Genomic DNA, 20,321 nt, shown 5'->3' with positions numbered 1-20,321 from the left:
GTCGTCAGTCGCGATGAGGCTTACCGCTTGAAGAGGGACGTCGGCATCCAGACAGCCAACCAGTGTGGCTTGGGGGTGCGCGTTCGTGTGAGCCAGTCCTTGACCGCCGTGAGGTCGGAAGCCATCGAGTCATAACGACCTTCCCTACCTGACCAGCGGTCCCTCTCCTCAGCCAGGGCCAGCCGGTGGACGGCTTGACCGGTGGACTCATCCATGTCCTGGGTCAGGGCGGTGGCCTGGCGACGAGGCGTGCCGTCGGGCCAGGGCAATCCATGGTCAATCCACAGGCTACGCAACTCGTGCCAGGTGTCGGCTGCCGAATCGCTCGAGAGTCGGCGTCGGGAGATGAGGATGCGGATGAGCATCGGCACGACGAGCAGGAGCAGGACGATCAGCACTCCGAGGACGATCGGCCAGTTGACACCGCGGTGTTCGGTGTTGCTGACGGGAACCGGGCTGCTTGACGTCGTCGCGGTGCTGGAGGCCGCAGGCGACGGCGTCGATGACATCGAGGCCGACGGTTGGGGCGAGGGGGTCGGGCTGGCCGACGTGGTTGGAGTGGGAGCGGGGTTTGCGGCTGCCTTACGGGTCCAGGCTGGTGCCGGGGCCACCGTGGCGGTTGGCTCGAACCTCACCCATCCGTAGCCCTGGAAGTACAACTCCGGCCATGCGTGCATCTGGTTGGCGCGCACCTTCCAGCTGTCACCTTTGTGGTCTCCGGGGAGGAATCCGACGGAAACCCGTGACGGGATCCCCTCGATGCGGGCCATGAGTGCCATTGATGCGGCGAAGTGGATGCAGTACCCCCGGTGGGTTTGCAGCAAGAAGGTCTCGAGAATCTGGAAGCCGTCACCCTCGGGGGCGTTGATGTCGTAATGGAATCGGGAGCCGTCACGCAGCCAGTTCTGGATGGCGATGGCCTTGACCACCGGGGCGGTCTTTCCCTTGACGACTCGCTGTGTCAACTCCTTGATGCCAGTCGGAACTGTGTCCGGGACATCGGTGTAGACCGTGTTGTCAGGAGTACCGGCCTTCGCATCGTCGAAGGTCGCTGGATCAGGGTCCGGCTCCTGAGCGGAGATGCTGTACTGCATGTCGTCAGTCGCATGATCGTGATCGGCGGAGGTCGAGACGATCGTCAGACTGTCGGGGTCCCAGGCCCAGGTCTGGTCGACGTCGGCGTCGATCGGACCGTAGGGGGCCGGCAGGTACTGCGACGAGAAGCCGTTGATGGTGACGTCGACGGTGCGGGTCTGCGAATGGCCGGTCAAGCCCGGGACCTGTCCGGGAGCAGAGCGCTTCAGGTCGACCGGGATGAGCCCCCATCCTCGATCCGTCATCTTGGACAGGGAGGTTGTGCGCAGGTACTCGCCGTCCGGACTGTTGGTCAGGTAGTCGATCACCGGGGTCGTCGACGTGTTGTGGAGGTTGCGGCGCAGGTCAATGGTGGGATTACGCATGTGCACGGGAGCCGATGGGACTCCTGACGGGCGAGCCGTCTCGACGTGGCCCCATACCGGAGCGATGGTCGTGAGAACTGTCGCGAGAGCGATGGTGATGGCTCCGATGATGACTGCTGACAATCTGGTCAGGTGACCGCCGCCACGCAGCGCGTGATCGACGGCGAGGATGAGAAGCCAGCCTGCTGCGACCAGGACAAAACTCCACCACGGGGCATCATCGGTGGCTGCCAGGACAGCGGCGAGATGCGTGACCAGCAGCGGGGCGAGGGACCATCCTGGGCTCTCCAAGGTGATGGTGAACAGATCCGTCAGGACAGTGAGGACGCCGACCACAGTCGTCGCCAACCAGATGACTCCGATTGATGGGGGCAGCGGGCCGTGGGTTGTCTGGATGAGGGTGATGGTGTCTCGGTAGAGACGCAGGAAGCCGTCTGACGAACCGGCAGCGGATGCGCAGATTCCTCCCATCACGGCGGCGATGACGACGATGACGGCTTGTACACCCTGCACCTCGGCGTGGTCCCAGTGATGACGTCGGCACAGCAGTGCGAGGGCTTCCAGGACGACGATGAAGGCCGTCGGTCCAATCCAGTACCAGGGGTCGGTGGTGAGATCTGACAGCGACAGGGTTGCCAGAATCATGGCAAGGGCCACGGCAAGATGGATCGCCACCTCGTGGGAGTACTCGGGTGGCTGCTCGGCTGGTCCGAGGAACTCCGAGAGTCGGGATTCAGGCTGAGCGGCGCGACGTGGGGTGTTCATGATGCCGCCGTCCTCCCGTCGTGGAACAGGTGGAGCAGATCGTGCCATGCTGACTCGATGGAGGTGCGGGAATCAACGGGAACAACCTTCCACCCGGCATCGGACAGCTTGGTCAGGGCTTGTTGGTGTTCTGCGGCCTGCTCAATGGTTCCTCGGAATCGTCGCGCCGTGAAGGTGTCGGCGTCGAGGACAAGGGCGAGCCCAGCGACACGGTCTCGTCTCAGGTCCACGAGATTCTCGATGTCGGTCGATTCCAACCTGCCGAGGATCGCGATGGCTGGGCCGTCTGTTCCCTGACAGGATTCGACCGTCTCGTCAAGGGTGTTGTCGGGGCGCAGCGGTTCGTCGACGAGAGCTTCGAGTAGATCGCCGGTGAGTGGGCCGGCCGAATCACAGACATGAGTGACGTATCCGTCCGTCTTGAGACGAGTGGCGATGGACGCCACCGAGTTGACGGCCCATTCGAAGGAGGCATTGGGGCCGGTGCCGGCGTGGCGACGAGCGCGGGAGTCCAGCACGACCACCACCGATGGATTCCAGGCCTGTTCCTCACGACGAACCATGAGGTCGCCGCGGTGTGCCGTGGATCGCCAGTGGATACGTCGTACCGTGTCCCCGGTGCGCCAGTCGCGCACCATGGCGTCATCGGGACCGCGCCTACCAGCACTGGTGGCGGGGGATCTGGTGTCGAAACCCTGGCTACCGAGCTCCCCGGAAGCTCCCAGGTCGACGATTCTCGGCGTCACGACGACTTCCGCTGTCTCCCCGAGGTCGGTGTGACGACAGGCCATGCCGAAGGGGTCGACGGTACGCATCATGACTGGCCCGATCATGAATCGGCCACGAGTGGTGGGAACGACGGGCGTCTGAATCATTCCGGACGACCACCGAGCCTGGCCCAGAGCGGCGGGTAGGGCGTCAGTGAATCGCGCCGCTGCCAGTGGCAATCCTCCACGACGCTCCACCGTCACGGTCTCGACGGCCTCGGACCCCAACGGCATCCGCACCGGAGCCAGACTCCGAGCGGTTCGGACCCGTGGACGACACCATGCCACGACAGCAATGGCGACCAGAGGCAGCAGGACGAGGAGTATGCCGATCCGGGCCAGGTCCCGTTGATCAATGCTCAAGCCGATGACCGTCAGGGTGATGCCGACGATTCCGACGGCACGCCCCCGCGCGGTGAGAACCCCCCAGCGGTGAGGGGAGTTGGATGCCGCTGAGGAATTCATCGGTCCTCATGGGTCCGCTTGGGCAACGGCACCTGACGCAGGATCGAGTCGATGAGAGACTCGGAGGTTCGGGCAGTGTCGCGGTTCCCGACCCCGCTTCGTCCTGAGAGCACCAGACGGTGAGCCAGGATCGGTGCGGCGAGGACCTGGACGTCGTCAGGGATGACGTAGTCACGGCCACTCATGGCAGCGCGAGCTCGGCAGGCCCGAATCAGGTGTAGGGCGGCACGTGGAGACGCTCCCAATCGAATGGACTCGTGACTGCGAGTCGCAGCGACGATGTCCAGGACATACCCGTGGATGTCGGTTGCCACGTGGACTTTGAGAACAGCCGAGATGAGGCTCCGAACCGTCTCGGCATCGGTGACCGGGGTGGCCTCGCCGAGAGGTGAGGCTGCACCGTGGTGTTCGAGCATGGCGAGCTCGGCGGAACGAGTCGGGTATCCCATGGTGATGCGGGCCATGAAGCGGTCGCGCTGGGCCTCCGGCAGGCGGTAGGTGCCCTCCATCTCAACGGGATTCTGGGTGGCCATCACCATGAAGGGGGCATCGAGGACGTGAGTCTGACCATCCGCTGAGACCTGACGCTCGGCCATCGCCTCGAGGAGGGCGGACTGGGTCTTGGGGGAGGCTCGATTGATCTCATCGCCGACGACGATGTTGGCGAAGATTCCGCCGGGTTTGAAGACGAACTCCCTCTCATCCTGGTCGTAGACGCTGACACCGGTGATGTCGGAGGGCAGCAGGTCCGGTGTGAACTGGATGCGATGCACGGTGCAGTCAATGGCGCGACCGAGCGCACGGGCGATCATCGTCTTGCCGACGCCGGGGACGTCCTCCACCAGGAGATGGCCTTGGGCTAGCAGGACGACGAGGGCGGTGTCTATGCGTTCGTCCTTGCCCTCGATGACTCCCGCCACGGTCGAGCGGATGGCATTCGTGACGGTCACCACGTCGTCAATCGTCGCTGTTGTCGCCGCGACGGCGTGGAGGGGTTGGGCATGGGCCGGGTTGACCGGCTGCGGTTCCTGGTGGCTCAACGGAGTCCTCCTGACGTGCACGGCAATGACCGGAGTTCATGCTATCCGGACCTACTGATGCTATCTGGACCTTCTGACGGTGATGTCCCCCATTGCTGCTGCCGCCCCCTCGAACAGGGGCGAACGGTCTTCTCAGACTCGCATTGACATTCCTGACACCTACGTCACCGCGTCATCACGCGGTGGGAGTGGGGAGAAGTGGGGGTCGAGGAGTCAGGATGGTGGCTTTGTGGAGCGTTGTGGAGTATAGTGGAGGCAAATGGAGGAGATCGCCTCGATCGTGGAGCAAGGAGGTGCCCGGTGTTCCTGGGTACGCACACTCCAAGGCTCGACGACAAAGGCCGCTTCTTCCTGCCGGCGAAGTTCCGCGACGAGTTGGACGACGGGTTGGTCATCACCAGGGGCCAGGACAGGTGTCTGGCGATCTACCCGACCGAAACCTTCGTGGAAATGACCCGGGAGATCGCCAAGGGTTCGGTGAGCGTCAAGAAGGTTCGTGACTACCAGCGCATGCTGGCAGCCGGTGCCAGTGACACCGCTCCTGACAAGCAAGGACGGGTCATGATTCCGCCGATGCTGAGGCGCTATGCCGGTCTCGACAAAGAGATCGTCGTGGTGGGTGCGATCACCCGTGTCGAGGTGTGGGACGCCGCCGAGTGGGAGAAGTACTCCGAAGCCCAGGAGGAGGCCTTCGCCGACATGAATGAGGAGGTCTTCGCCGAACAGTGATCGCGTGATCCGCGGCTCCGGTCCGACCGGGCACCCTGACACAACTTCCCCTGTGCCAGGTGGTCCAGCCGGAACGGAACCCCGGGTCACGGGTCGTCGACACCGGTCGAAGACGTTGCTGGCAGTCCATGCTGGGGAGGGGATGCTCATGGCGACCGATGCCATCGGCTGCGATGCCGTTCACATCCCCGTCATGCGCGCCCGCATTCTTGACCTTCTCGCCCCGGTGCTGGAGGGCGACAATCCCGTCCACGTTGATGGCACCCTCGGCATGGCAGGCCACGCCGAAGCCGTTCTGAAACGGTTCCCTCACGTGCACCTCGTCGGTGTCGACCGCGATCAGCAGGCCCTGGCCATGGCGGGTGCGCGCCTCGAGCCGTTCGGGAATCGCGTCCACCTCGTCCATGCCGTCCATGACGAGCTCTGCGAAGTTCTCGATGACCTTGGGCTGGAACGCGTGGATTCGGTGCTGCTTGATCTCGGGCTGTCCTCCCTGCAGATCGACGAGGTGGGCCGCGGGTTCTCATACTCCGTGGACTCCCCATTGGATATGCGCATGGACCAGTCCGACGGACGCACTGCTGCCGAGATCGTCAACGAGTCCGCCCCAGGTGACTTGGTGCGGATCCTGCGAGAGTACGGCGAGGAGAAGTTCGCCGATCGCATCGTGCGCGCCATCGTCGTCGAGCGTGACCGTCACCCCATTGAGACCTCCGGACACCTCGTCGACGTCATCACCGACGCGATCCCCGCGGCTGTCCGGCACAAGCGCTCGGGCCATCCCGCCAAGCGCACCTTCCAGGCGCTGCGCATTGCCGTCAATCGTGAGATGGAGACCCTTCCTGCGGTACTTCCGCGCGCACTCGACCGGCTTGCCGTCGGTGGTCGGATGGCAGTGCTTGCCTATCACTCCCTGGAGGATCGACCGGTCAAGGAAGTCTTCCGCGACGCCTGCGCCGATACCGCGCCAGCGGGTCTGCCGATGGTTCCGGAGTCAATGGCAGCCAAGTTCAGCCCTGTCACTCGAGGAGCTGAACGCCCTGACGCCGATGAAGTGTCCACGAATCCACGATCCGCGTCAGCACGGTTGCGGGTCATTGAGCGGGTCCGTCCGGGATCCATCAGCCGTCAGCATGCGACCAAGGAGAGCCGATGAGCGCCGAACCAGCACCGCGTCCCCAGTCGGCCAAGGCTGCCGCAGCGCGTACAGCCCCGTTGCGTCCTGTGCTGCGAGCCTTGCCGCAGAAGGTTCAGCAGCAGCGGATGGGCCGACTCGGCTTCGCCATCCTCATCGCCGTCATGCTGGCTGCCGGACTGGCCGGGCTCCTGGTACTCAACACCACGATCCAGGCGCAGTCCATGCAGATTGCCCAGGAGACGCGCAATCTCGACGTCCTGCAGCATCAGCAGGCCGTGCTGGGCTCTGAGGTCGACCATCTGCGAGGACCGCAGAACCTGCAGGAAGAGGCCAAGAAACTCGGCATGAGACCCAACCCCTATGGTTCTTACATCGACCTGCGTACTGGCAAGGTGAGGGGAACCCAGACGAAGGTCGACGGCAAGGAGGTGCCAGGAGTCATCGGTGAGACGGCCAAGCCAAGGGTGGGTCAGCCGTGAGTGATTCCCGGCGCCCCAGCGGCCCGACTCGACGTCCCGGTTCCGCCCGACCTCCTGTCTCCGGGCATGGATCCACGTCATCACGACCCGGTTCTCGTCCGGGTCCTCCTGCCTCGAGTGCGAGGCCAGCCCCACAGATGGCCTCCCAGCGCGGCCGTCTGACGATCATCATGGCGGCTTTCCTCGTACTCGCCATCGGTCTGGCCAGTCGGGCTCTGCAGCTGCAGGCCATCGAGGCCCCCGCGTACGCAGCCTCTGCTGCTGCGCGGATGAAATACACCTACGACCTGCAGCCTGACCGTGGGCAGATCACTGATCGCAATGGCACGGTCATGGCCCAGACCCAGCCTGCGGTGCTGGTATTCGTCGACCCTCGCATGATCTCGCGCAATGGGGTTGACGAGCACGTCGCCATGAGCCGTACCCAGCGAGACAAAGCCGCTGCTGCTCCGAAGGCGGTCGCCAAGATCCTGGCCAAGCACCTCGGTGGACGTCCGGAGGATTACCGTGAAGCCGTCACGGCCACCGACTCCAAGGGTAATCTCAGCCGCTACTCGGTGGTGCGCCACCACGTCGACAGCTACACCTTCGACCTCATCAAGAAGGACATGAAGGACGGGGAGTGGTACGGCATCTTCAGCTCCAATGATCCGATCCGCACCTATCCCTCGGGCAAGGTGGCGTCCAACGTCGTCGGATTCGTCAATGCCGAGGGCAAGGGCGCTGGCGGCTTCGAGTACACCCACGACAAGGCCTTGGCAGGTGTACCCGGCAAGGAATCCTACGAGGCCTCGACGTGGGGCCGTATCCCGCTGGGATCCAACGCCCTCGTTCCTGCCGTCAATGGCACCAATTACACCCTGACCCTTGACGCCCAGCTGCAGCTCATGGCGCAGCAGGCACTGGGGACGGCCATCAAGAATGCCAAGGCCAAGAGCGGTGAGATCATCATGATGGACGTCACGAATGGCGAGGTGCTCGCCATGGCGTCGATGCCCACCTTCGACTCGAACAAGCCCGGAAAGGCGAACGAGGACCAGACCCGCAACCGAACCATCCAGGATGCCTACGAGCCGGGTTCGGTTCAGAAGATACTGACGATGGCGGCCGTTACCGATCAGGGAATCGTCACCCCCGATACCCACATCGTCGTTCCTCCGGCCTTGTCCTCCGGTGGTGGCAAGATCACGGATGCCGAGACCCACGGCACCGAGCACCTCACCGCTCGCGGCGTTTTCGTGCACTCCTCGAACATCGGGACGGCCCTCTTGGCTCGAAAACTCGACAAGAGGACCACGGTGTCTTACCTCAAGTCCTTCGGGCTGGGGGCGCCTACCGGGATCGGTCTTCCCGGCGAGGCCCACGGCCAGATCCCCAAGCCGGACATGCCCGACTACACCCGTGACCAGATGGCCTTCGGTCAGGGCATGTCGGTGACTGCGATCCAGGAGGCTGCTGCGGTGGCTGGCATCGTCAACGGTGGCGTCTACCACTCCCCGACGATCATCAAGTCAGCTGTTGACGGTCACGGTGAACCTGCTGACATCCCTGGGATGACGACCCGTCGGGTGATCTCCCAGCAGACCTCCGAGCAGGTCCGCGACATGATGGAGAACGTCGTTTCGACGGTCAAGGGTCGACCCATCCCTGATTACCGGATGGGCGGTAAGACGGGTACCGCTCAGCGGGTTGCCCCGGAATGCCACTGCTATCGCGGCTACATCGCCTCATTCATCGCGGTCGCTCCCATCGAGAATCCGCGTATTCTGACCTACGTCGTCATCAACCAGCCCGCCAACAGGCACACAGGTACGCAGGTGGCGCAGCCGGCGGCGCGGCAACTGATGTCTGTCGCCCTGCCGCGCTACGGTGTGCAACCGTCCACCGACAAAGCGCGCAAGGAACCCTTGGAGTACCAGCCGTGAGCCCTGAACCTACTGCCACCCCCACGTCATCTGCAGACGCCGCTCTGCGGCCCTCGCAGGTGAATCCCATTGCGTGGGCCGAGCTGGTGGCCGAGCTCAACGGGTGTCGGGCCGATGAGAATGGTCCCGCGATCAGTGGAATCACCCTGGACTCCCGTCAGGTACGCCATGGTGACCTGTACGTCGGTCTGCACGGACTGCACGCTCATGGGGCTCGATTCGCCGGCTCGGCAGCGCAGTCCGGTGCGGTGGCAGTTCTCACTGACGCCGAGGGTGCGATCCTGGCTGCGGATGCTGGGTTGCCGGTTATCGTCGTCCCGGATCCCCGGGCTGCGATGGCGGTTGTGGCTGCCAAGATCTTCAGCCACCCCGCTGACGCCATGACGATGTTCGGCGTCACTGGCACCAACGGCAAGACCACAACGGCTTTCCTGGTGGAGGCAGGTCTGCGAGCTGCTGGACGCCACGTCGGGACGATCGGGACGATCGGATTCCGACTCGACGGTGCCGAGTTGCCGAGCGCCCGTACCACCGTGACGACCCCGGAAGCTCCGGATCTTCAGGGCCTTTTCGGCGCGATGGCTGAGAGGGGAGCGACTGATGTCGTCATGGAGGTTTCCTCCCATGCTCTTGCCTTGCAGCGGGTCGACGGCACCCGTTTCGATGTCGCCGCGTTCACCAACCTCGGCCGTGATCATCTTGACTTCCACGAGACCCTCGACGAGTACTTCGAGGCCAAGGCTCGTCTGTTCACCCCGGATCTGGCCCGGCTCGGTGTCATCAACGTAGACGACCCGCGTGGACGGCAACTCGTCGAGAGGATGCAGGCCAGTGGCGTCAAGGTCGTGACGACCTCAATCCACGAACCCTCCGACTACCAGGTGACGTCGTGGCATCCCGGACCCCACGGAGCCGTCCTCGAGGTCACGACACCGTCGGAGAAGCGCACCTTCGAGTTGTCCCTGCCCGGTGAGTTCAACGTCCGCAACGCAGCGATGGCTCTGGCGATGCTGGAATCCGCAGGGCTGCCCTTCGACGAGGTTGTGCAGGGATTGTCATCTGCTCAGGTGCCGGGTCGGATGGAGCGCGTCGACCTCGGTCCTGACTCAGCGACCGTCCTGGTCGATTTCGCGCACACTCCGCAGGCGATTGCTTCCGCCCTCGACGCGGCACGGTCCTCGGTCGACGGTGGGCGTCTCATTGCTGTCCTGGGCGCTGGGGGAGACCGTGATGTCGCCAAGCGTGGCCCCATGGGTGAGGTTGCGGCTGAGAGGGCTGACGTGGTCATCATCACCGACGACAACCCACGTACTGAGGATCCGGCAGTGATCCGTGCAGCGGTACTGGAGGGGGCCCACGAGGCAGCCAAGGACGGCGTCATCGTCGTTGATGGCGGATGCCGTCGTGAGGCGATCAACGAGGCCTTGAGAATGGCTGAGGTCGGAGACGTCATTTGCGTGCTCGGCAAGGGGCATGAGACCGGACAACATGTTGGCAGCGAGGTGCTGCCATTCGACGATCGTGAGGTCATCCGAGCTGAATGGCAGACCATGGCTCGGCAGGCCGAGGAGGACCAGACACGATGAGAGCTATCGACATTGTCACCCTTTCCCACTGGGTTGGGGCCGAACCGGTTGATGGCTCTGCACAGGTGGGCCCCGACGTCGTCATCGACACCCGCAAGGTGACTCCGGGTGCCCTCTTCATCGCGCTACCCGGTGCTCGGGTGGACGGACACGACTTCACTAACGCTGCTCGGGAAGCTGGCGCGGCAGCCGTCCTGGGTACACGCACCACCGACGCCCAGTTGCCCCACCTCATCGTTGACGACGGTCAGGCCGGACTGTCTCGGTTGGCCCGGCGTGTCGTGGACGCCGAGCGACGCCGTGGTCTGCGGACAATTGCTCTCACGGGATCCAGCGGAAAGACGAGCACCAAGGACATGCTGGCCCAGATTCTCGAGGCCTTTGGCCCAACGGTGGCTCCGGTGGGGTCGTTCAACAATGAGATCGGTGTGCCCCTGACGGCATGCCGCGTCGACGAGACGACCGCATTCCTCGTCTCCGAGATGGGAGCCCGCGGGCTGGGACACATTTCGTGGCTGACCTCCATCGTCATCCCTGACGTCGCCATGGTCCTCAACATTGGCACCGCCCATCTGGGTGAGTTCGGGTCCCGTGAGGTCATCGCTCAGGCCAAGGGTGAAATTGTCGAGGCCCTCAGCCCTGACGGTTGGGCCGTCCTCAATGCCGCCGATGACCTGGTGACGGGGATGGCCCCGCGGACCAGTGGCCATGTCGCATGGTTCAGCCCTGACGCCGATCACCGTCGCCCGGACGCCGAGATCGAGGTCTGGGCGGAGTCGATCACTTCTGACGATCTGGATCGCCACTCCTTCACCCTGGGGGTTCGCAGAGGAGAGTCGACCTGGACCAGCCCGGTCCGGCTGACGATGATGGGAGCCCATCAGATTGCCAACGCTGTTGCCGCCACGGCCGCCGCGTTGGCAGCCCTGGAGCTCAACGGCGCTATCGACGAGAACACTGTTGGTCGTATTGGCGAGGCCTTGAGCAAGGCTGTGCCGCGGTCTGCCATGAGGATGCAGTTGCGGCAGCGAGCCGATGGTCTGGTGCTGGTCGAGGATTGTTACAACGCCAACCCTGACTCGATGGCTGCCTCCTTGAAAGCCATGGGACACGTCCTCGCGACTCGACGGGCCACAGATCCCCACACTCGTGGAATTGCTGTGCTCGGCGACATGCTCGAACTCGGAAAGGATTCCCCGGAACTCAATGCCGAATCGGGCCGGCAGGCTGCTCAGGCCGGGTTTGACGTCGTCATAGCGGTCGGTGACGAGGCCGAGAACATTGCCGCCGGTGCGCGTGCCGAAGGCGCACATGTGATCGTCACCACGGTGGAAGAGGCTGCTGGGTCGCTAAGTTGGACCTCGCACGATGTCGTTGTCCTCAAAGCATCCCGGGGTCTGGCCCTGGAACGGGTGGGGCGCGCCGTGTTCGAGGAGAGGGAGGCTCAGGCGTGAAGAACATCCTGCTCGCCGGCGCAGTGTCGATGATCGGCACCCTTGTTGGTACGCGGTGGTTCATTCACTGGCTTGCCGCGAGAGGATACGGCCAGTTCATTCGTGACGACGGCCCGACCACCCACAAGACGAAGAAGGGCACCCCGACCATGGGCGGTGCCGTCATTATCGCGTCGGTCCTGTTGGCCTACATCGTCGCTCATCTGGTGACCTGGACCGCCCCGACCCTCTCGGCCGTACTGGTCCTCTGGCTCTTCGCCGGTTTGGGTTTCATCGGATTCCTCGACGACTGGACGAAGATCTCCAAACAGCGTTCATTGGGCCTCAAACCCAGGGGGAAGCTGTGTGGCCAGGCGTTCGTCGCCATCACCTTCGCCATTGGAGTGATGTACTTCCCGGATTCCCACGGAGTCACCCCGGGATCCCCGGCGATCTCATTCCTGCGCGACATCTCCTGGCTTCATCTGCCGATCTGGTTGGGCATCATCTGGGTCATCCTGCTTATTGCAGGTAGTTCCAATGCAGTGAACCTCACCGATGGTCTGGACGGGTTGGCGACGGGCGCTTCCGCCATGGTCTTCGGCGCCTACATCCTGCTGAGCATCTGGCAGTTCAATCAGTGGTGTTCGCGTCCGACCACCGCCGGCAACCATTGCTATGCAGTTCGTGATCCGCACGACATCGCCGTGGTTGCCATCGCCATCGCAGGAGCCTGCTTCGGCTTCCTGTGGTGGAATGCGAAGCCGGCCAAGATCTTCCTCGGCGACACTGGCTCCTTGGCTCTCGGTGGCGCTGTCGCCGGTATGGCCGTCGTCAGCCGTACCGAATTGTTGCTGGTCGTCATCGGCGCACTGTTCGTCATCGAGACGGTGTCGGTGATGCTGCAGGTGAGCGTGTTCAAGCTCACCGGTGGAAAACGAGTTTTCAAGATGGCCCCGTTGCATCACCACTTCGAGTTGAAAGGGTGGGCCGAGGTGACCGTGGTCATCAGGTTCTGGATCATTTGCGGCCTGGCCGTGTCGGCTGGTCTGGGAGTCTTCTACGCAGAATGGGTGGCAGGGCAGTGACGTTCTCCGGAAAGGTTGATCTGAGCGCGGCCGACCGGTTGTTCGACTGGTCGGGAGTACACGTCGCCGTCGCAGGTCTGGGTACCTCTGGTTACGCCGCTGCTGACGCCCTGCTCGAGCTCGATGCCAAGGTGCTCGTCCTCGATGACTCCGACGACGAGGGTCATCGCGACAAGGGCGGGCTGCTCGAGGTGCTCGGCGCCGAGGTGCGGCTGGGGCCTGGGACGGCGGCTGAGCTTCCTGACGGCACTGACCTCGTCATCGTGTCCCCAGGGTGGCGTCCCACGCAGCCCTTGGTGGCCAGTGCTCTGGCCCGGGGGATCCCGGTCTGGGGAGAACCAGAGCTGGCCTGGCGTCTCATGCATCCGGACCGTGTCGTCCCGTGGCTTGCCATCACTGGCACCAATGGCAAGACGACGACCACCCAGATGACTGAGTCGATTCTCAACGCGGCAGGGTTGCGAGCCTGCGCCGTCGGCAACATCGGTCGCCCCATCCTGGAGGCGATGGCCGACGAGATCGACTATGACGTCTTTGCCGTCGAGCTCTCAAGCTTCCAGCTGCACTGGTCGAATTCCCTGTCCCTGCACTCGGCTGCCGTCCTCAACCTGCAGCAGGATCATTTGGAGTGGTATGCCCACGAGGACGATCCCTTTGCCTCCTATGCCGCAGACAAGGCTCGCATATATCACCAGGTGACGAACTCCTGCGTCTTCAACGTTGCCGACCCTGCGACCGAGCACATGGTCGAGGAAGCTGATGTCGTGGAGGGGGCTCGCGCCATCGGCTTCACCACCGGCACCCCTGGACCTTCCATGATCGGCATTGTCGATGGCCTCATCGTCGATCGTGCCTTCGTCGAGCAGCGGGCGACCTCCGCCATGGAACTGGCCCGACTCGAGGACGTCCATCCCTTCGCCCCGCACAATGTTGAGAACGCCCTGGCGGCAGCTGCCCTGACGCGCTCCTTCGGGGTCCCTGCTCGCGCCGTCGGGCAGGGTTTGCGGGATCTCCACCTGGGTGGTCATCGCATCGAGACCGTTCATGACGCTGGTGGCATCACCTGGGTCGACGACTCCAAGGCCACCAACCCTCACGCCGCGAACTCGTCGATGCGCGCCTTTGACCACATCGTGTGGATTGCCGGAGGCCAGGCCAAGGGCACGAACTTCGACGACCTGGTCACCACCCACGCGGAGAAGCTGCGTGGAGCCATCGTGCTGGGAACCGACCGTGACGTCGTTGCCACGTCTTTGGCCGAGCACGCCCCGCAGGTTCCCGTCGTCGTCATCGACGACATGTCGCGCGAGTGCATGGCCAAGGCGGTCCGCGAGGCCGCCACGATGGCCAGTCCTGGGGACACCGTTTTGATGGCTCCGGGATGCGCGAGCCTCGACATTTGGCCCGGGTATGCTGCCCGCGGTGACGACTTCGCCAGCGCGGCACGACAGATTGACAGGCCGGGTGCCGATGGCTGAGAAGTCGGTCGAGACCCGGACTCCTCGGCAGATGAGTCGAGCCCGACGCCGGACCCCCGCCAGCTGGCTGACGCACTTCCTGCGACTCGACAGCGGTGACGGATCCTCAGGTAGCTTGCTGGCTCAACCCTTTCTGAACTACTACGTCATCCTCGCCACCGCCGTGCTGCTGTGCGGGATCGGCGCGTTGATGGGGCTGTCCTCGTCCTCGGTGTATTCCCAGTCGCTCGGACATGGACCGTACCACTTCGCCGTACGACAAATCCTCTTCCTCGTTGTCGGAGCGATTGCCGCAGCAGCGGTGTCTCGGCTGTCGGAAGCGCACTTACGCCAACTCGGTGGGCTGACCTACGCCGTCGTCTGCCTGATGCTGGTATTGGTGCTGACCTCCTTGGGATCGGACGCGGGGAAGGGAAACCAGTCGTGGCTGGCTCTTGGCCCGGTCAGCCTGCAGCCTTCGGAGTTCGCAAAGTTCGCGCTGGTCCTCATCGGGGCCAGCTACATGTCGTCGCGTCGTGACGAGATGGCGACGCCCAAGGGCGTGGGGATTTTTCTTGCGCTGTACGGGGTCATCGGGTTACTGGTTGTCGCTCAGGGAGACCTTGGCACGGCGATGATCATCGGACTAATCATGTTGGCGCAGATGTGGAACTTCGGTGTGCCGAATCGCTACTTGGGCGCTCTCATCGGTCTGGGTCTGCTGGCAGTCCTGATGCTCATCGTGATCACTCCCTACCGGGCTGAGCGTGTGTTGTCCTTCGTGCATCCTGACAATGGCGCGACGACCTCCCAACAGCCCCTCTCGGCGATCTACGCCTTGGCGACCGGCGGCTGGTGGGGGGTGGGCATCGGCGCTTCCCGCCAGAAGTGGGGAGGGCTCTACGACGGTGCGCAGAACGACTTCGTCTTCGCTGTCCTCGGTGAGGAGATGGGTCTGCTCGGCACTCTCGGCGTGATCCTGCTGTTCACCCTGCTCGTGTGGGCAGGAGTGAGGACGGCGATGCGTCAGGACTCTCTCTTCCGTCGTTCAGCCGCATCGACGGCTACTGCGTGGATCGCGGCCCAGGCGATCATCAACATGGCTGTCTCGCTGAATCTGTTGCCGGTCGTCGGCGTGCCGCTTCCCTTCATCTCCATCGGTGGATCGGCCCTGGTGTCAGTGTTGCTGGCGGTCGGCATCATGTTGTCGTGTGCGCGTACCGAGCCAGATGCTCGGCGTAGTGCTGAGGCTTCTCGGCGCACCGAGCCCGCCCGTGTGACGAGTGTCGTCGACGGAGGTAATCGTGGCTGATCGTGACGCCACATCCCATTCCCACGAGGAGTACCCATGGTGAACGTTGTTCTGGCCGGCGGAGGAACGGCGGGCCACACGTCCCCGCTCATTGCCACCGCGAAGGCCCTGCAGGAGCGTGGCGTCACGGTGTCCTGTATCGGGACGCCGAAAGGTCTTGAGGGACGAGTCATGCCTGAGGCCGGTCTTGAGCTCGACATGATTCCTCCGGTGCCACTACCGCGCACTGTGAACGTTGATCTGTTCAAGGTTCCCGGTCGCTTGGCCGGAGCGGTACGCAAGGCCGGCGCGGTACTCACGCAGCGACAGGCTGACGTGGTCGTCGGTTTCGGCGGTTACGTCTCGTTGCCTGCGTACCTGGCTGCCAGGAAAGCCAGGATCCCCGTCGTCATCCACGAGCAGAACGCTGTTCCTGGACTGGCCAATAAGATCGCCGCCCGGTTTGCGGTTTTCGTTGGTACGGCGTTCCCGGACACCCCGCTGCCGAGAGCCACCTTCGTCGGGATGCCATTGCGCACGCAGATCACTGACCTGGCAGACGCCAGCGACGCGGATCGAGCTAGGTGTCGTGCCCGCGCTCGCGCCGACCTTGGGCTGGACGCCGATCGTCCCACCCTGCTCGTCTCCGGAGGATCTCAGGGCGCCGTCGCCATCAATGATGCCGTCATCGCCGCACGTGACACCCTCCTCGCCGACGGCGTGCAGATCCTCCACGTCCTGGGCCCTAAGAACATCAAGGACAACATCAAGGTCGTCAATGAGACGACCGGAGCTGCCTGGCTACCGGTCGGATACGTTGACGACATGGCCACTGCGTACGCGGCTACCGACCTGATGGTGGCTCGTTCCGGTGCCGGAACGGTGGTGGAGACTGCGGTCGTCGGCCTGCCGACGATCTACGTCCCGTTGCCTCACGGCAATGGTGAGCAGGCACGCAATGCCACCCCAACCGTTGACGCCGGGGCTGGCGTCGTCGTCGCGAATGCGGACCTGGACACCCGGCGGCTCCTCTCCGAGACCGCGCGCATCCATGACGCCGACACCCTGGCCAGAATGTCAGCTGCCGGACGGGGGCTCATGCCCGCCCACGCCGCTGAGGAGATGGCGCTCCGAGTTGTCTCGGCCGCCGACTCGAAGTGATCGACCCGACGACCAGCTGAGGAGAACTCTCATGTCATTGCGTGAACCTGTCGAGCTGCTCGACCCCAGCACTATTGGGCCGGTTCACTTCATCGCCATCGGCGGGGCCGGGATGAGCGGGGTGGCACGGATCTATCACGACATGGGAGTGGATGTTCGCGGGTCCGACCAGGTCGATTCTGCCAATCTGCGTTATCTGGCAGCTTCTGGGATCCAGACCTGGGTGGGCCACGACCCTGCCCATGTGGCCGGGGCTCGCACGGTCGTGGTCTCATCGGCGATCCGTCGTGACAATCCGGAGTTGGTGGAGGCCAACCGTCTCGGTCTGCGTGTCTGGCACCGCTCAGCGGCTCTGGCCGCCCTCATGTTGGGTCGTGAGGGTGTCTCAATTGCCGGTACCCATGGCAAGACGACGACCACCGGAATGGTCGCCACCATGCTCGATCATGCGGGAGCTGATCCGTCCTACGTCATCGGTTCGCCGCTGGCATCCACCGGAAAGTCGGCTTACCTCGGTGGAGGAGAGGCCTTCGTCGTCGAGGCTGACGAGTCCGACGGCTCCTTCCTGCAGTATCCCAGCCAGATCGTCGTCGTCACCAATGTGGAAGCCGATCACCTCGACAATTGGGGCACCCCGCAGGCCTACTTCGATGGCTTCGTCTCGATGGCAACCCGGCCCGAGGTGCGCTACGTCGTCACCAATGTCGATGATCCAGGTGCGGCCGAGCTGGCGGCTCGACTGGAGAGCACCGGAACGGTCAAGGTCGTCACCTGTGGTGAGTCGGAGCAGGCAGAGGTGCGGCTCGTCGACCTCGACCTGGAAGGTACGACGGCCTCGGCCACTCTCGTCCACGGGTCCACCCGGGGACACCTTGAGCTTCAGGTTCCCGGCCGCTACAACGTGTCCAACGCCGCTGCTGCCTACTGTGTCGGCTCGCTGCTGGGGATTGGTCATGACGAGCTCTTGGCGGGAATTGGGGCCTTCACCGGAACCTTGCGCCGGTTCCAGCTGGTTGGGCGCGTCGGTGGGGTGGCTGTCTTCGACGATTATGCCCACCACCCGACAGAGCTGCGGGCAACTCTCGGTGCTGCGCGCCGCGCAGTGACTGGACAGGGGAGGGTCATCGCCTGTTTCCAGCCCCATCTGTTCTCCCGTACCAGGGACTTCGCGGAGGAATTCGGCCGGGCCCTCACCCTGGCCGACCGGGTCATCGTCTCCGACGTCTACCCGGCCCGGGAGGATCCGATTCGCGGGGTCACGGGAGAGATGGTGCATGACGCGGTCATCGCGGCCGGTGGTGATTCCCGCTATGTCCCTGACAAGCAGGACCTTCCGGAGGCTCTCGCCGAGGAGGTGCGCCCCGGCGATCTCGTCATCACCTTAGGGGCCGGTGACGTCACCCTGGTGGGTCCGGTCCTGGTCGGATTGTTGAAGGACAAGTCCTGATGCCGGTTTCCGACATCAACGTCGCCATCGGGTTGCGTCGCCGACGCCGACGACGTCGCAATCGGATCATCGCAGGGATTGTCGCTGCGGCGATGGTCCTTGTCCTCGTGGCCGTCTGGGTCGTGCGCAGTTCTTCCGTGTTCAGCGCCGACACCGTCGAGGTGCACGGAACGCATCTGGTGACGGTCTCCCAGGTCGAGCAGGCTGCCAAGGTGCAGAAAGGCCGGCCCTTGGCGCGGGTCAACACTGACGAGGTCGCTGCCCGCGTCAGCGCGATGGGCATCGTCCAACAGGCTGAGGTGCACCGGAAGTGGCCTCACACCGTCGTCATTGACGTCACCGAGCTGACGGTGTCGTATCAGGTCAAGACTCATGGGGGTTACCTGTGGATCGATCCCACCGGGGCGGTCTTCAATCGGGCCGCCAAACCCATCCCGAAGGTGGTGTGGGCCACCACGTCGTCGGGCAATCGTGCTCTGCTGCGTGATGTCGCAATCGTGGCTGATTCCTTCCCCGCTGAGCTGAGACGGCAAGTCGATCACGTCGAGGCCAAATCCCGTGACGCCATCGTCGTGGTACTGTCCGGCAAGCGGACGGTGGTGTGGGGATCGGCGGATCAGTCCGAGCTCAAGGGCAAGGTCACCGCTGCGATGCTTGACGTCAAGGCAACCCGTTTCGACGTCTCCTCCCCGGAACACCCGACTTCTCGTTGAGCAGTCTCAAGCCGGGGTTGAGGGTCGAGGTCCAGGTGGTGCACAGCGTTGGACACCCTTCTGACGTGCTCATACTCTTGCCCCTAGACCGGTCCGTCAGACAAGAGTGAGGCAGAACTCCAGTGGCTATTCCATCCCAGAACTACCTCGCCGTGATCAAGGTCGTGGGGGTAGGCGGTGGCGGTTGCAACGCCGTCAACCGCATGATCGAGGCGGGACTCAAGGGAGTTGAGTTCCTCGCCGTCAACACTGATGCCCAGGCCCTCCTCACGAGCGATGCCGACGTCAAGCTCGACATCGGCAGGGACCTCACCCGAGGACTGGGTGCAGGTGCGGACCCTGACAAGGGACGTCAGGCTGCCGAGGATCACGCTGACGAGATCGAGGAGTCCCTCAAGGGCGCCGACATGGTCTTCGTCACCGCTGGTGAGGGCGGTGGGACTGGCACAGGTGCTGCCCCCGTCGTCGCCAAGATTGCCCGTTCCCTCGGGGCCCTGACGATTGGTGTCGTGACCCGTCCGTTCTCCTTCGAGGGTCACCGCCGTTCGTCCCAGGCCGAGTCCGGTATCGACAATCTGCGTGACGAGGTCGACACCCTCATCGTCATCCCCAACGACAAGTTGTTGGACATGACGGACCAGCAGATTGCCATCCTGGACGCCTTCAAACAGGCCGACCAGGTGCTGATGCAAGGTGTTTCCGGCATCACTGACCTCATCACCACGCCGGGCCAGATCAACCTGGACTTCGCCGACGTCAAGTCGGTCATGTCGAACGCCGGATCGGCCCTCATGGGCATCGGTCGGGCCTCTGGTGAGGATCGCGCCCGTGCCGCCGCCGAGATGGCCATCTCGTCCCCGCTGCTCGAGGTGTCCATCGACGGTGCTCGCGGCGTGCTGCTGTCGATCGCCGGTGGCTCCGATCTCGGTCTGTTCGAGGTCGCCAGCGCGGCCAACCTCATCGAGGCTGCCGCCCACGACGAGGCCAACATCATCTTCGGCACCATCATTGACGATGCCCTCGGCGATGAGGTCCGCGTCACGGTCATCGCGGCCGGGTTCGAGAATGGTCAGCTCACCGGCAGCAAGCAGCCTGGCATCAGCCAGCGTCCTGCCTCTCGTCCGGCAATGAGCAATCGTTCCTCGGCAGGCGTGTTCGGTACCGGGGCAGCCCCGTCCGGATCTGCTTCCAGCGCGAACCGTCAGGGTAGTGGCGACCAGCAGCCGACCCCGATTCGTCCGCAGACCCAGGGCAACCCGTTCGATGATCGTCCTTCCCAGCCGGAGCAGTTGAACCAGCCGGTGCAGCAGCACGACGAGCGTTCGCAGGGTGATGAGCCCGAGGATGATCTGGACATCCCCGACTTCCTGAAGTGAC

16 protein-coding genes are annotated in these 20,321 nt (G+C 63.9%); 13 read left to right on the top strand and 3 right to left on the bottom strand.

Going from position 1 to position 20,321, the window contains the following annotated elements; genetic code table 11:
• Positions 1-20: 20 nt before the first annotated feature.
• Genes ACSJJT_RS03035 through ACSJJT_RS03025 form a run of 3 tightly spaced genes read right to left on the bottom strand, consistent with a single transcriptional unit; the run spans position 21 to position 4,497 of the window.
• Positions 21-2,225, bottom strand: coding sequence for a transglutaminase TgpA family protein (locus ACSJJT_RS03035; RefSeq protein WP_435916861.1), 2,205 nt, complete (start codon positions 2,223-2,225; stop codon positions 21-23).
• Positions 2,222-3,457 (bottom strand): DUF58 domain-containing protein, encoded by a 1,236-nt coding sequence (locus ACSJJT_RS03030; RefSeq protein WP_435916860.1) that lies wholly within the window; start codon positions 3,455-3,457, stop codon positions 2,222-2,224. The genes ACSJJT_RS03035 and ACSJJT_RS03030 overlap by 4 nt, the downstream gene beginning before the upstream one ends.
• Positions 3,454-4,497 (bottom strand): AAA family ATPase, encoded by a 1,044-nt coding sequence (locus tag ACSJJT_RS03025; RefSeq protein WP_435916859.1) that lies wholly within the window; start codon positions 4,495-4,497, stop codon positions 3,454-3,456. Before ACSJJT_RS03025 ends, ACSJJT_RS03030 begins: the two co-directional genes overlap by 4 nt.
• 300 nt (positions 4,498-4,797) lie before the next feature.
• Here ACSJJT_RS03025 and mraZ point away from each other — a divergent pair, with 300 nt between their 5' ends.
• The 13 genes from mraZ to ftsZ all read left to right on the top strand — a co-directional run bounded on the left by mraZ (position 4,798) and on the right by ftsZ (position 20,320).
• The gene (gene mraZ / locus ACSJJT_RS03020; protein ID WP_435916858.1) at positions 4,798-5,226 is read left to right on the top strand and encodes a division/cell wall cluster transcriptional repressor MraZ; all 429 of its coding nucleotides are present in this window, start codon (positions 4,798-4,800) and stop codon (positions 5,224-5,226) included.
• Between the two features lie 142 nt (positions 5,227-5,368).
• A complete protein-coding gene (gene rsmH, locus ACSJJT_RS03015) occupies positions 5,369-6,382 on the top strand; it encodes a 16S rRNA (cytosine(1402)-N(4))-methyltransferase RsmH (protein WP_435916857.1) in 1,014 nt (337 codons plus the stop codon).
• Positions 6,383-6,489: 107 nt separating this feature from the next.
• Positions 6,490-6,843, top strand: coding sequence for a cell division protein FtsL (ftsL, locus tag ACSJJT_RS03010; RefSeq protein WP_435917052.1), 354 nt, complete (start codon positions 6,490-6,492; stop codon positions 6,841-6,843).
• 137 nt (positions 6,844-6,980) lie between these two features.
• On the top strand, positions 6,981-8,768 hold the full coding sequence (locus ACSJJT_RS03005; protein ID WP_435916856.1) for a peptidoglycan D,D-transpeptidase FtsI family protein: 1,788 nt from the start codon (positions 6,981-6,983) through the stop codon (positions 8,766-8,768).
• The gene (locus tag ACSJJT_RS03000; protein WP_445439671.1) at positions 8,765-10,354 is read left to right on the top strand and encodes a UDP-N-acetylmuramoyl-L-alanyl-D-glutamate--2,6-diaminopimelate ligase; all 1,590 of its coding nucleotides are present in this window, start codon (positions 8,765-8,767) and stop codon (positions 10,352-10,354) included. Before ACSJJT_RS03005 ends, ACSJJT_RS03000 begins: the two co-directional genes overlap by 4 nt.
• Positions 10,351-11,808 carry a UDP-N-acetylmuramoyl-tripeptide--D-alanyl-D-alanine ligase gene (locus ACSJJT_RS02995; protein WP_435916855.1) on the top strand — a complete coding sequence of 486 codons (1,458 nt, stop codon included), beginning with the start codon at positions 10,351-10,353 and terminating at the stop codon, positions 11,806-11,808. Before ACSJJT_RS03000 ends, ACSJJT_RS02995 begins: the two co-directional genes overlap by 4 nt.
• Positions 11,805-12,875, top strand: coding sequence for a phospho-N-acetylmuramoyl-pentapeptide-transferase (mraY, locus tag ACSJJT_RS02990; protein WP_435916854.1), 1,071 nt, complete (start codon positions 11,805-11,807; stop codon positions 12,873-12,875). The genes ACSJJT_RS02995 and mraY overlap by 4 nt, the downstream gene beginning before the upstream one ends.
• On the top strand, positions 12,857-14,353 hold the full coding sequence (murD, locus tag ACSJJT_RS02985; protein ID WP_435916853.1) for a UDP-N-acetylmuramoyl-L-alanine--D-glutamate ligase: 1,497 nt from the start codon (positions 12,857-12,859) through the stop codon (positions 14,351-14,353). Before mraY ends, murD begins: the two co-directional genes overlap by 19 nt.
• A 115-nt stretch (positions 14,354-14,468) precedes the next feature.
• Positions 14,469-15,644, top strand: a complete 1,176-nt coding sequence (gene ftsW / locus ACSJJT_RS02980) for a putative lipid II flippase FtsW (RefSeq protein WP_435917050.1) — start codon at positions 14,469-14,471, stop codon at positions 15,642-15,644.
• A 36-nt stretch (positions 15,645-15,680) separates the two neighbouring features.
• A complete protein-coding gene (gene murG, locus ACSJJT_RS02975) occupies positions 15,681-16,784 on the top strand; it encodes an undecaprenyldiphospho-muramoylpentapeptide beta-N-acetylglucosaminyltransferase (RefSeq protein ID WP_435916852.1) in 1,104 nt (367 codons plus the stop codon).
• 31 nt (positions 16,785-16,815) lie between these two features.
• Complete coding sequence (murC, locus tag ACSJJT_RS02970; protein ID WP_435916851.1) at positions 16,816-18,231, top strand: UDP-N-acetylmuramate--L-alanine ligase; 1,416 nt, start codon at positions 16,816-16,818, stop codon at positions 18,229-18,231.
• Complete coding sequence (locus ACSJJT_RS02965; RefSeq protein WP_435916850.1) at positions 18,231-18,944, top strand: cell division protein FtsQ/DivIB; 714 nt, start codon at positions 18,231-18,233, stop codon at positions 18,942-18,944. The genes murC and ACSJJT_RS02965 overlap by 1 nt, the downstream gene beginning before the upstream one ends.
• Before the next feature lie 122 nt (positions 18,945-19,066).
• The gene (gene ftsZ, locus ACSJJT_RS02960; protein WP_435916849.1) at positions 19,067-20,320 is read left to right on the top strand and encodes a cell division protein FtsZ; all 1,254 of its coding nucleotides are present in this window, start codon (positions 19,067-19,069) and stop codon (positions 20,318-20,320) included.
• Position 20,321: the final 1 nt, after the last annotated feature.

Source organism: Cutibacterium nasicola (genome assembly GCF_051303185.1).
Taxonomy (GTDB): Bacteria; Actinomycetota; Actinomycetes; order Propionibacteriales; family Propionibacteriaceae; genus Cutibacterium.
The sequence above is the reverse complement of the archived record's forward strand: the minus strand, read 5'-3'. Positions and strand labels throughout refer to the sequence as shown.

Excerpts from the sequence above, each read along its gene's own strand:
- murC (WP_435916851.1), top strand. The coding sequence starts at position 16,816 with ATGTCATTGCGTGAACCTGTCGAGCTGCTCGACCCCAGCACTATTGGG.
- ACSJJT_RS02965 (WP_435916850.1), top strand. The coding sequence starts at position 18,231 with ATGCCGGTTTCCGACATCAACGTCGCCATCGGGTTGCGTCGCCGACGC.
- ACSJJT_RS03005 (WP_435916856.1), top strand. The coding sequence starts at position 6,981 with ATGGCCTCCCAGCGCGGCCGTCTGACGATCATCATGGCGGCTTTCCTC.
- ACSJJT_RS02995 (WP_435916855.1), top strand. The coding sequence starts at position 10,351 with ATGAGAGCTATCGACATTGTCACCCTTTCCCACTGGGTTGGGGCCGAA.
- ACSJJT_RS03035 (WP_435916861.1), bottom strand. The coding sequence starts at position 2,225 with ATGAACACCCCACGTCGCGCCGCTCAGCCTGAATCCCGACTCTCGGAG.
- ftsL (WP_435917052.1), top strand. The coding sequence starts at position 6,490 with ATGGGCCGACTCGGCTTCGCCATCCTCATCGCCGTCATGCTGGCTGCC.
- murG (WP_435916852.1), top strand. The coding sequence starts at position 15,681 with ATGGTGAACGTTGTTCTGGCCGGCGGAGGAACGGCGGGCCACACGTCC.
- murD (WP_435916853.1), top strand. The coding sequence starts at position 12,857 with ATGGGTGGCAGGGCAGTGACGTTCTCCGGAAAGGTTGATCTGAGCGCG.
- ACSJJT_RS03030 (WP_435916860.1), bottom strand. The coding sequence starts at position 3,457 with ATGAATTCCTCAGCGGCATCCAACTCCCCTCACCGCTGGGGGGTTCTC.
- rsmH (WP_435916857.1), top strand. The coding sequence starts at position 5,369 with ATGCTCATGGCGACCGATGCCATCGGCTGCGATGCCGTTCACATCCCC.